Source organism: Paenibacillus pasadenensis DSM 19293 (assembly GCF_000422485.1).
GTDB lineage: Bacteria > Bacillota > Bacilli > Paenibacillales > Paenibacillaceae > Paenibacillus_O > Paenibacillus_O pasadenensis.
In genome coordinates, this window is record NZ_KE383862.1 from 42560 (window position 1) to 54098 (window position 11539).

Consider the following 11539-nt stretch of genomic DNA (forward strand, 5'->3'; position numbering starts at 1 on the left):
TTCCTTATTCGGTCAGCAGCGGACATGCTTCCGCTTGAAGCCGATCCGCCCTTTTTCCAGCTGACTTTGAATCTGCTCGGAGGCGTTCAACAGCTTGCGCTTCGCGCCGCTCCCGCCGATATCCACCGGACCGATCTGCTGCGCGATCCCCACCGCCCGCTCATGCAGCGGCACGTAGGACACGCCGACCGTGTACACGAAGTTGTTCATCGAGATCTTCGCCCGCTTGGGCGCGTCGTGGATCGTCCGCTTGGCTTGGTCCAGCAGGCCGGCCAGCTTCTCTTGCGAAAAGGCGGCGTCCGGACGGTTGCCGAGCAGCCAGCAGTAGCAGCTCCAGCCGGCCGACATGCGCAGCTCGTCGCCGCTCGCGATCCAGCGGTCGGCTACCTCCTGCGCGATGTCCGACTCCGCCAGCGTGACCGCGACCACATAGTCCGACAGCATGTAAAAATAAGCCGTCTCGATCCAGCGATCGAAATCGGCTGCCGACATGGCGTCGGGATCGGCGATGACGCCGGCGAAGTACATGGCGTCATAGTTGCCGGTCGCGTAGAGCTGCTCGGCGAGCGGCTGGTTCCGCTTGATCTTTCGGTAGAGAGGCTTCATCTCGCCCGTAGCCACGCCGAACAAGGGCTCATGCGCGCCGTTGCCCAGGTACATCTTCTTCAGTCGTTCCTTGCCGAGAGCTTCGAGCTCGTGCAGGACGGTTTCCAGATCCATTGGTTTCAGCTCCTTTGCATGGAAATGAACTGGCGATTCCAGCTATAATAAGGCCGTTCCGCTTATTGTTCGTTCGTTGGTTGCAGTCGATTCGAGAGGAGGCAGGCAGAGATGCCGCAATTGATTTTCAGAGGAATTCCAGCCGAGGGCATACGCGCGATCAGCATCCCTCTCGTAGAGGAGATGGCGGCGATATGCCGATGCGGCACCGATAATTTCACCTTGGAGTGCCTGCATGTCACGGCGATCTTCGACGGGAAATATACCGATTCCTACCCGTTCATCGATGTATGGTGGTTCGAGCGCGGGGACGAGATTCGAGACAAGATGGCCGAGGCGATCGACAGGCATGTCCGCTCGCTCGGCATCCCCGATCTGGAAATTTCCTTCCGGGTCGGCCGGGAGGACAATTTCTACATGAACGGCCGCCGGTACGGCTCCTAAAAAGGAGCCGTACGCGTACGGCAACTACTTTTTGCGTACCGCGAACCACAGCTCGATGTAGTTGAGGCCGTCCTTCGTCCCGTTCATCTCGAACTCGATTCCGTCCACCTGCTCGTAGCCCGCCGTTGGGAGCCATTCGGTGTAGAAGCGACGGTAAAGCGTCTCGATCGTCTCTCCGAACTGCTCCCACGGATGCGGCTCCGACGGGAAGATCGCCCATGTATGCGCGGGAATCGTCGCCGTAGCGTAGCCGTCCGTATCGCTGGCCTCATCCTTGAAGGCGCAGAGCATGTAAGGAAACGTATCGGGCCCGGTTTTCCGGTAGCTGCAGACCGCATTCACTGCGTATAGATTGGGGCTCACGAAGGACGGCAGCCCGCCTGCACGCTCTTCAAGCCGCTTCGCCTCTCCGTTCGCATGGCTCTGCTCCCACAGCCGGGCCGGCGTTTGGGGCGCATCCCCGCCTCCATCCGTGCGGAATACGCGTTCCAGGCCGAACACCTCGAACTTTTCCTTCGTCTCGATCCGATAATTCATCGCCTCTGCCCCCTTGATCGTGATGAGGAAGGACAGACGGGGATAGGCTTTGAGCTCCATGCCGCCCTGGCGGGCCATAGCCGGCGTCATTCCATGCAGCGCATGGAACGCCCGCGCGAACGAGACCGGCGAGTCGTACCCGTAGGTCAGCGCGACATCGATGATCTTCGCCGCCCCGCCTTGCTGCAGCTCCAACGCAGCCAGCGTCAGCCGTCTGCGCCGAATGTACTCCGCCAGCGTCACATCCGTAATGAACGAGAACATCCGCTGAAAATGATACGTCGAGCAGCAGGCCCTGCGGGCCGCCTCGCTCAGCTCGATCTCCCCGGTCAGGTTCTCCTCGATGTAGTCCATCGCCCGGTTCATCCGCTCCAGCCACTCCATCTTATCCCTCCTCTCTTGATCCAGTATAGGGGCAGCCGAGATCGGCCTCGCAACGATTCGTGCACCAAGAAGTTGCCTCACTTGAGTTCTTTTTGCTCCTGCCACTTCAAAGCACGCTGTTCCATTTCGCTGACGAAGGATTTGCTATCCTCCATTATACGACGATCCTCGTCCAAGGCATGCGAAAAAACCTTCCGAATCCGCCGGAACGGCGAATCGGAAGGGTGGAATGCCGCGTGCTAGGCTCGCTGGACGGCGCTGAGCGTGCGCAGGCCCGCCGCGTAATCGTCGAGCTTGGCGTAAAAATCGCGAAAGACGGCATCGCGATCGATGAAATAGGCCGATCGGATCAAATGGCGCGACGAATTGAAGCTCCAGGTGACGTTGTCGGTCAGCAGCGGACTGTGCACGATGTGGCTCCATACCGCCTGGGGCTGAGCCAGAAAGGCGACGGCGGACAGATCCCAGATGACGCGAGAGCGGCCGAAATGGTCGTCGCTGCAGCTTTCATAGCGCTCCGCGAGAAAATCGCCGATCGCTCCGCGGCCGCGTACGCGCTCGTTCACTTCAGGCAGCGTGGTCAGAAGCTGCGAGGCGACGCCCATGCACGGCACCAGGACAAACGGAACGCCGCTGTCCAGAAGCACGCGGACCGCATGGACATCCTGCTGCAGATTGAATTCATTCGCATCCGGCCAGTGCAGCGCATGTCCGCCGAGCCAGACGACGACGATCTTGCGGAGGATCGACGGCTCCAGCAAGATCGCCGAAGCGACGTTCGTGATCGCGCCGATCGCCACGACATACAGCGGCTCGTCATCCGGCATCGCCTGCGCGCGCGCGACGAGATCTCTGGCTGCCGGGCTGTCGACCGGCTCCTCCGCGCCCGGCAAATACCGCTCCGACCCGCGAAACGCGTATCCGTCCGTCGGCAAGCCGAACCGGCTCAGGATGCGCTCGATCTCCTCGTAGCTTTTTTCCATCCCGTCCTGCGGTCCGGAGGACAGCTCGTTGAAAAACGGCGCCGCGTACACGGCCTCGAGCGATACCTTCTCCGGCGAAAGCAACGCGTACGCCAGCGCGAACTGATCGTCGATCTCATTGAACGTATCGGTATCAAGCACCATCCTCGCCCTGCCCTGCGGAGCCGCCAAGCGCTCCAGCCGGAACGCTTCCTCTACCTTTGGATATCGACTCATGACGGTCCATCGCCTCCCTGTCATTTTGGCTGCCTCTGCTTCACAATGATTCGAACTTGAGCTAATCTTAACGAATCATGCCTCGGTTACCTATACCGATCTGGCTTTAATCTTGCTTGAAGTGGCTAAGGGAGGACGATGCGGGTGATCGCGCAAACGGTGTTTTTATTTCAAGCCGCCCATGAGGCGGGCAGCTCGGTCGGCATGCATCAGCACGGCTGCTGCGAGCTGGTCTACTATGCGAGCGGGAGCGGAACGACCCGCATCCATGACGTCGCCTACCGCTACGGTCCCGGCTCCTTCGCGGTGATCCGTCCCGGAACGCCGCATGACGAGAAGCGCGCGGCCGATACGAGCGTCGTCTGCGTCGGATTCCAGCTGCCGGACCGGCAGCTGCCCGCACCTCAAGAGGGCTTGTACCAAGACGCTCCGGAGCGGCCGCTCGGCCGGCGTCTGGAAGGAATGCTGGACGAACTGGCGGGCAAGCGCGCCCATTACGCGCTGCAGCTTGACCTGGAGCTGAGCTCGCTGCTCATTCAGCTTGTCCGGAAGCAGCGGGACCCGGCGGCAGCCGTGGCGGACAGCGGGCATTGGCTTGCTTTCGCGCTGCATTATATCGACGAGCATTACCGGGAGCCGATCCGCCTCGAGCAGCTGGCCGCGATGTCCGGCTACAGCTATCATCATTTCCGCCATTGCTTCAAGCAGCGGTTCGCCGTCCCTCCGCTTGCCTACGTGCTCGGAAAAAGACTGGACGAGGCGCGCCGGCTGCTCCTGCATGCCGACCTGTCCGTACTGGAAATCGCCCTGCACTGCGGCTTCTCCAGCGACGCGCAGCTGTGCGCGATGTTCAAGCGCAGATTCGGCATGACGCCGGGGCAGTTCCGGCGCAGCGTCTAAGCCCCTGTCCCGCCAGCCGCCGGACAGGGGTGAATCCGTCTTGCCCGGCCGCTAGCAGGGCGATTGACGCTCGGGGCGGCTACGTCGCGTCGAACAGCAGCCGCTCGGCCTCTCGATGCAGCTCCCAGATATCGCAGGTTTGATTTCCGAGGATGATGCTCGTCGTCTCGGCATCCGGATAATAAGCGAGCATGGCGGCGACGCCTGCGTTCGCTCCGTCCTTATACATGCACACGAGCTTCCCTGCCCCGTCATAGACGAAATGGAAGCCATATCCGTTGACGACCGTGCCTCGTCCGTACGACTTGGCAAGGCGGGCCTGCGGCTTCATGATCGCTTCCGTCCTCTCGCGGGAAAGGAGCCTGCCGCCCGCCAGGGCGCGCATGAACGTATCGAGATCGCCGACCGTCGTATAGGCTCCTCCGTCCGATGTGCCGATCGGCGGGAAGGAATAGACGTTTTTCCTCCATTTGACCTGTCCATATTCGTCATACTCGGCCTCATACCCCTCCGCGACGGCGGCGTCGCCTTCGTCCTTGGCCGCGAATGACGTATCGTCCATGCCGCAGGCGCGGAACACATGACGATCGACATAATCGCGGTAGCCCATGCCCGTGGCCTGCTTGATGGCGAGCCCAAGCAGCACGTAAGCGCAGTTGTTGTAGCTGACATCCGTTCCCGCTTTGAATTTCGGCTTCTTGTAGGCGAATTGCGGAATGAAATCGGCGTTATGGCGGATCGAGTAGTTGGGCTTGCTGACGAACAACGCTTCGTAGCTCTCGCCCAGCTCCTCGTCCGCGTCATCGGCGATGCCGGAAGTATGGGTAAGCAGGTGTGCGAGCGTGACGTCCTCCGGAATGCAAGTGCCGGTCAAGTCGACTCGATCCACGATTCGATCGTCGAGGCCGAGCATTCCGCAATCGACCAGCTGCAAAACCGCGACGGCCGTGAACAGCTTCGTGACGGAGGCCGTATCGAATTTCGTACGCATTCCGTTCGGCACTTTGAACCCCCGATGCGCGTAGCCGCAGGCGCGTTCGAAGAGGGTCGCCTCGCCTCCCCTGATGAGGGCGGTTCCTGAAAAATGATGATCATGAACGTACTGCTCAAATAAAGACTCCAGTTTATCCACCATGCGGAATCGGCCCCTTTTTGTTTTTCTCGATTTTACCATTGCCGGAGCCGTCTTCATGTCCAAAATCGGTTATACCCGTTTTGGCTCACTTCCCCTCCCCGCCTCCGCCTCGTCCCAAGGCGCCGCTGCCCTTGGCGCAAAAGGATTCTCGTCGAGAAAGAGCGAGCGTGCACGACGGGGGCGGACGGACATAGGCAAAAACGGCACGGCGGGGGCGGAATGCCCCTGCCGTGCCGTTTCTTCGTACCTTTTTTCTGTCCGACTCCATGCAGCCGATCCAGCTTGCGGAACTGGCACGGCCAGGGCATTCTTGCCCTTAGCAACGCTAGTTCTGTGCTTCTATAAGCCTCCCGTCACGATCGGAATCTCGCTGTTCTTCACTTTTAGTAAGCACGGCTTTCTTGTCCATCATCAAATAAACGCTCTCGGAATTGTAGCTCAAGCTCCCCTAGACATCGTACCGCCTCGCCTAGTGCATGCCAGTCCCCCCGAACGGCTAGGGAATGACAATGACCGAACATTTCGGACTGCATTAATTTCAACTCGGACAGTCTAGCATTTCCAGGTTGAAAAAACTCGCTATAGTTCAATGCCCGCCTTGCACCTACTGGAAAGGCAAAATGCGTTAAGTGACCTTGCAGTCCCGGGTCAATCTTCTCTCCCTTTAAGTGTTGCTGCAAGGCTGTGAAAGCATCGCCCCCTGTTTTCCAGCCCTGTTTCAAAGCGATGTGATCAGCGTCCAAATACACTTCTCGGAAATAAAGTACGGCTTCGTGGTATATTTCATTCGATGTTCGTTGTCGCAGTCGCATAGGCGATGTCCAATAATGATAGACTAGATCGCTTGGATAAAACCGATACTGCAATCGGTTTGTTTTACTCGCTTGGACCAAGTCGCGAACAGGCAGCTTGGCAAAAGGATATCCCGCTGGATCATGCAATCGTAACCACCCGTCCTCCAGCCCAAAAGCCAGCACATAATGGTCGCAGCCATGTAGATCGTGATGATTTGGCATATAGCTAAGAAAACCCATGTCGAGCGGCCCAATCAAGATCGGATGATCCTTAAGCTCCGCGGATAGTTGATCCATCATTCCAACTTCATCCATCCCTGAACGTTCATTGTATGTAAATCCCAAGATGTCCAGTGCCTTGCTGACTCCCAGATGAGGAATTCCATTAGAGAAGAAAATCATATTATCCTCTTCAAACCAAACTGCCCCTAGCCCAACACCAGTCAACACCTCAATTAGGCTCGCCGAAACCTGTTCTCCGATGCTATCAAGCAGCATCGATGTGGAATTTGCATAGCAATACTGACCGTTTCCGACATAGGCAAACATAACCTCTCATCCTTTCTCGATGGGCAGACAAAAATCAAGGATGACAACCGCTCCTTGCAGCTCCGTATGGTATATCTCGAGACAAGGCCGGTTTGCCAATAAGCAATCGCTATCCGGAAGCCACCGCCCGTACATGTAATCTACAACATGTCCAAGCTGAACAATCACTTCCTCCTCGGAGCTTACATCCGTAAGCCTAATCGTATAAACTGCATACAGGCCTCCCGGAACATCCTGAATATCCACCTCCTCATGACCAAAGTTGTCTGTTAGCCCAGCAGGGATGGTATATGCAGCATCATATCTGCAATTTTCGCTCTCCGTAATATCATGGTTGTCATACGTAATTCCGACTTCCATGGATCTTCGCAGATCCAGATTGTTCTGTCTCAGCCACGCTTGGGTTTTGTTAAAGGACTCGACGATCTCCTTGCTGTATATCCCTTTGCTAAACCCGTATCTGTGTCGGACATAAGCCACATGCAGATCCGGCAACCTCTCGATCCTGACTTGCGCTACATTTATTTGTTGGACATCTACGGCTGATACGTCTTCAGAATAACGTTGTGTATCCAAAACTTCTTGCCCGTTCTTGCGGCAAAATTGACTATTCTTGCGATGTTGTCCGTTTTTGCGATAGTCTCGCGCACTTACTCCGAAATGCTCGGAAAACGCCCGTGAAAAAGTGGATAATGACGTAAAGCCGCAGGCAGAGGCGATCTCAGTTATTGATAAATCGCTGCGGTTCACCAAATACTGCGTGCTTTTCTCCATGCGGATTCGCTTCACATACTCGTTGACGTTCTCACCAACAATCGCTTTAAAAATGCGGTGAAAGTGGAAGGGAGAGAACGCTGCTATTCGTGATAAAGAGGCTAAAGAAAGATTCTCTTCCAAATGATTTTCAATATAGTTCATGACCTTATTGATTCTGCTTACATAGTCTCTACGGTTCATATATTCCCTCGCATCATCGTGGCGTAGAACCGCTGTAGAGGTTCTTACGCTGATATTCCTTCGTAAAATAGTAGTTCGTTTACTTGGTTGCGAGCTCCTACCAAACAAAGTTAAATTGCGCGTCTCGTAGAGACCTTTCTTTTAAACCGTATCTATCGATACCGCCAAGCCAGGGGATGCCGGCAACGCCAGCCAACAGCAGGTGGATTGCTCTGGAGGGCGGTCGGACTCTTGCTCTGCACAGAAGGCTGCGACGACCTGACCCAACCGCCGAACTGCGGCTGGTTCCGTGGTTCCTGCAGCTGCTTTCCTCGAATTCTTGTCTGCAAGCTGTTTGCAGAAAAGCCCAAAGAGGGCTGCAACAGGTCCGCCTCACGGCAACCTGTCACAGCCCCCCAATCCGCGTCCGACGCGGTCTATCGACTCTTACTTATCCTCCGTCGCGATCGGATTCCCCTCATACGAGATCCAATCGCTCCAGCTCCCCGCGTACAGCCTTACGTTCCCGTACCCGGCGGCTTGCAGGGCAAGCACGTTCGGGCAGGCGGTCACGCCAGAGCCGCAGTAGACGATCAGCTCGCGGTCCTGCGGGATGCCGTCCAGCGCGGCGGAGAGCGCGTCGCCGCTCTTCCAGCGGCCGTCCTCGTTCAGGACGCCCTTCCAGAAGCGGTTGACCGCCCCCGGGATATGCCCGGCCGCGCGGTCGATCGGCTCCTCGAGCCCCGCATAGCGGCGCGGCTCGCGCGAGTCGATCAGCAGCGGCGCGCTCTCGGCGGCCGCCGAGCCGCTTTCCGCTCCCGCGCCAGCGGCCGAGGACCATGCCTCCGGCTCCGCGGTCCGCGAGGCGGCGCGTACGGCGTCCACGTCCGCCAGCAGCTCCGGCCGCACGCGCGCCCGGAACGCTCCCGGCACGACGACGCGCGTCGCGTCCGTGACCGGATAACCCGCCGCCTGCCAGGCGGAAAACCCCTGGTCCATCACATAAACCGCGTCATGGCCGAGCCAGCGCAGCAGCCACCACAGGCGCGACGCCATCGCGCCGCCCTGGTCGTCGTAGGCGACGACGCGGCTGTCCGGGCCGATGCCCGCGCGGCGCAGCGCCGCCTCAAGCTCGGCCGGGTCCGGCAGCGGATGGCGGCCGCCATGCTCGCCGACCGGGGCGGACAGATCCCGCTCCAGGTCCAGGTAGACGGCGCCCGGAACATGCGCCGCCTCGTACGCCTCGCGGCCGGACTCGGGCTTGCCGAGCGCGAACCGGCAGTCCGCGATGACGAGATCGGGCTCGTACATGCGGGCGAGCAGCCATTTCATCGAGACGATCGGATTCGGTTGATTCATCGTGCCTCGCCTCCTGCTTGATGAGATTGAGGATCGGACTTGAGCTTGAACGCCGGGTTCAGGCTTCAGCGCTGCTTAAGCCTCCGCCGCCTGCCGCCCGCGCAGCGCCAGCAGCACCAGCAGCAGCACGAGCAGCACCGCCCCCATGACCGCCGTCAGCTGCAGCAGCCGCTGCCAGCCGTGCAGGTCGAACAGCCAGCCGCCCAGCTTGGGGAAGATCGCGCCGCCGAGGCCGCCGCAGGCGACGAGCAGGCTCGTCGTGCGGTCGGTCATGCCCGGCAGCCGCTCGTTGACGTAGATGAGCGCGACCGCGAAGATGCCGGCCATGCAGAAGCCGGCCAGAGCGACGAGCACGAGCGTCCAGGTGAGCGTGCCCGCAGTCGCCAGCAGCACGAGCGCGGCCAGCGTCGAGGCGACGGAGCCGAGCAGATAGACGCGATAGCCCGCCGCTCGCGTGGCGAAGCCGATCAGCAGCCGTCCGGCGACCATCGTCGCCCAGAACAGGCTGAGCACGGCGGAGGCTTCCGCCTCGCCGATGCCCGACCCCTTCGTCATGATGGACGGCAAATAGTTGGCGAACACCATCTCGAGCCCGACATACAGGAAAAAGAACGCCATGCCGACCGCGAGCAGCGGCCACGAGCCGCGGCCGTAGCCGAGCCAGCCGCGGCCGCTGGCGGGCGCTTCTGCCTTGGCGGCCGCCAGCGCGCCGCCAGCCGGCACGGCCGCCGGCCCGTCCAGGCCGGGAGCGACGATCGGCTCGTCCGCCTCGCGCGCGGCCGCGGCAGGCCCGTCCGCAGGCGCAGCCGCTGCCGGCTTCGCCGTCCGCGGCGTATGGGCGACCGCTTCGTCGGCCGGGCCGAACGACAGCGTCATCCAGAGCAGCATCGAGATGCCGGCGAGCGCGGTCAGCACCGGGAAGCTCATCATCCAGATGCCGTCCCGGATGAGCAGCGCCGCCAGGCCCGGCATGGCGAGCGCGCCGGCGCCGAAGGCGACCTCCAGCCAGCCCATGACCGAGGCCTTGCCCCGGGCGAATACGTCCATGATGAGCGCGCCGACGACCGCCTCGGTCATGCCGAAGCCGAAGCCGGCGACCGGCGCGGCGACGAGGATGACGTCCCACGGCGGCAGCATGCTGTAGATCGCCTCGGCCGCCGTGAGGAAGCCGAGCGCCAGCACGAGGCCGCTTCGGCGCCCGATCCGGGACGTGATGGCGGGAGCGGCGAGCACGCCCAGCAAAAAGCCGAGGAATTGATTCGTAATCCATTGGCCGGCCGCGCCGTAGCTGAGGTCATAGTTGGCCATGACCGGCTCCAGCAGCGCCCCTGCGACCACATGGGCCAGGCCGATGACGAAATAGGAGAGACAACCGAGCAGAATCAGTTTGCGCATCGCGGCTCCTTCGATGGATTCGTTGAAGTAGGATGATTCCAGTGCTTCCTATTTTACCATGACCCGGAACCGGAATGGTATAATGGCCCTGTCCGAAGATGGCTATTATGCGAACAAGCGACAGGCGCAAGGCGCCGGAGAGGAGCCCTCATGACCATCGATCCGTTCGATCCCGCCGCCGCGTGGCAGGTCGTCCCCATGACCGAGGCCCATGCCGAGGAGGTATGCCGCTGGCGCTTCGAGCCGCCGTACGACGTGTACAACAACGATCCATGGGACACGCTGAAGAAGCTCGAGATCGAGTTCGGCGATCCCAAGCTTCGCGAGGAGCAGTATGCGGCCGTCATCGATCCGGACGACGGCGAGCTGATGGGCTACGCCCAGTTTTTCCCGATCGTCGGCGTCACCCGTCTCGGTCTGGCGCTGCGGCCGGACCTGTGCGGCGACGGCATCGGCCCGTCGTTTGTCCGGCTGCTCGTGCGGGAGGCGCGCCGCCGCAAGCCCGAGGACGAGATCGACCTCGAGGTGCTGCTGTGGAACGTGCGCGCCCGCCGCGCTTACGAGAAGGCCGGCTTCCGCGTGACCGACCAGTACGAGCGGGGCACGCCGGACGGGCCGAAGCCCTTTTACTGCATGACGTACAAAAAAGGCCGCTGAGCTCGCGGGAGCAGCGGCCTTTCGCTTCCGGCGGCGCCGGCTCTATCGCGTCAGATGAGGCGGACGATGCGGGCTTCCTTGCCGTCGACCATCACTTCGATGACGTGGAACTTCGGCTTGTAGGCGACGACGCCCCCGCCGACATGCAGCACCGGCTCCTCGCCGAGGCCGTAGAACACGTCGTCCGCCAGCGCCTCCATCACTTCCCGCTTTTCCTGGTCGCCGAGCTCGCCCCACTCTTCTCCCGTCATCTCGAAAAACGAGTACGAGTCGCGAATCGCGCTCACCGCCTCGGTCAGATCATCCAAAATATCCTTGTATTCCCTCGCATGCCTGACGCCCATCCGTCATCCCTTCCTTCCTTTTCCTTCCGCAGCTTCATGGCTCTATTGTACACGGTTATGCCATCTTCTAACGCAATGTGACTATGGTTCTGCAAAAATTTCTCTAATCTCCCCTCAAGGGGGAGTCGATATATAGGAGAAACGGGACGAAGCAGCGAGAGGGCCTGCCGGCCTGCCGCTCTCCCT

At 60.3% G+C, this 11539-nt stretch carries 12 protein-coding genes; 3 read left to right on the plus strand and 9 right to left on the minus strand.

What is annotated here, in order from left to right:
• Positions 1 to 12: 12 nt before the first annotated feature.
• On the minus strand, positions 13 to 720 hold the full coding sequence (locus H582_RS0124880) for a DNA alkylation repair protein (protein WP_028600709.1): 708 nt from the start codon (positions 718 to 720) through the stop codon (positions 13 to 15).
• 111 nt (positions 721 to 831) lie between these two features.
• Between H582_RS0124880 and H582_RS0124885 the strand changes: the two genes are divergently transcribed.
• Positions 832 to 1164, plus strand: coding sequence for a DUF1904 family protein (locus H582_RS0124885; protein ID WP_028600710.1), 333 nt, complete (start codon positions 832 to 834; stop codon positions 1162 to 1164).
• Positions 1165 to 1188: 24 nt separating this feature from the next.
• Here the strand turns inward: H582_RS0124885 and H582_RS0124890 are convergent, their stop codons facing one another.
• Together H582_RS0124890 and H582_RS29580 are read right to left on the minus strand one after the other, a co-directional pair.
• On the minus strand, positions 1189 to 2085 hold the full coding sequence (locus tag H582_RS0124890) for an AraC family transcriptional regulator (protein WP_028600711.1): 897 nt from the start codon (positions 2083 to 2085) through the stop codon (positions 1189 to 1191).
• Positions 2086 to 2324: 239 nt separating this feature from the next.
• Positions 2325 to 3284, minus strand: a complete 960-nt coding sequence (locus tag H582_RS29580; RefSeq protein WP_052333660.1) for a nucleoside hydrolase — start codon at positions 3282 to 3284, stop codon at positions 2325 to 2327.
• Positions 3285 to 3428: 144 nt separating this feature from the next.
• On the opposite strand from H582_RS29580, the gene H582_RS0124900 reads away from it, so the two are divergent.
• Positions 3429 to 4184, plus strand: a complete 756-nt coding sequence (locus H582_RS0124900) for a helix-turn-helix transcriptional regulator (RefSeq protein WP_028600712.1) — start codon at positions 3429 to 3431, stop codon at positions 4182 to 4184.
• Positions 4185 to 4263: 79 nt separating this feature from the next.
• Here the strand turns inward: H582_RS0124900 and H582_RS0124905 are convergent, their stop codons facing one another.
• From H582_RS0124905 to H582_RS0124925, 5 genes are all read right to left on the minus strand, one after another.
• Positions 4264 to 5376: a serine hydrolase domain-containing protein gene (locus H582_RS0124905; protein WP_307719975.1), complete on the minus strand. Its 1113-nt coding sequence runs from the start codon at positions 5374 to 5376 to the stop codon at positions 4264 to 4266.
• Positions 5377 to 5702: 326 nt separating this feature from the next.
• A complete protein-coding gene (locus tag H582_RS0124910; RefSeq protein ID WP_028600714.1) occupies positions 5703 to 6662 on the minus strand; it encodes a cysteine peptidase family C39 domain-containing protein in 960 nt (319 codons plus the stop codon).
• Between the two features lie 6 nt (positions 6663 to 6668).
• Positions 6669 to 7580, minus strand: a complete 912-nt coding sequence (locus tag H582_RS31515; protein ID WP_164820125.1) for an AraC family transcriptional regulator — start codon at positions 7578 to 7580, stop codon at positions 6669 to 6671.
• Between the two features lie 465 nt (positions 7581 to 8045).
• Complete coding sequence (locus H582_RS0124920) at positions 8046 to 8957, minus strand: sulfurtransferase (protein WP_028600715.1); 912 nt, start codon at positions 8955 to 8957, stop codon at positions 8046 to 8048.
• A 75-nt stretch (positions 8958 to 9032) separates the two neighbouring features.
• Positions 9033 to 10352: an MFS transporter gene (locus H582_RS0124925; RefSeq protein ID WP_028600716.1), complete on the minus strand. Its 1320-nt coding sequence runs from the start codon at positions 10350 to 10352 to the stop codon at positions 9033 to 9035.
• A gap of 150 nt (positions 10353 to 10502) precedes the next feature.
• On the opposite strand from H582_RS0124925, the gene H582_RS0124930 reads away from it, so the two are divergent.
• Positions 10503 to 11009 carry a GNAT family N-acetyltransferase gene (locus H582_RS0124930; RefSeq protein ID WP_028600717.1) on the plus strand — a complete coding sequence of 169 codons (507 nt, stop codon included), beginning with the start codon at positions 10503 to 10505 and terminating at the stop codon, positions 11007 to 11009.
• Between the two features lie 50 nt (positions 11010 to 11059).
• Here H582_RS0124930 and H582_RS0124935 read toward each other — a convergent pair whose 3' ends face one another.
• On the minus strand, positions 11060 to 11353 hold the full coding sequence (locus tag H582_RS0124935; RefSeq protein WP_028600718.1) for a hypothetical protein: 294 nt from the start codon (positions 11351 to 11353) through the stop codon (positions 11060 to 11062).
• Positions 11354 to 11539 lie beyond the last annotated feature (186 nt).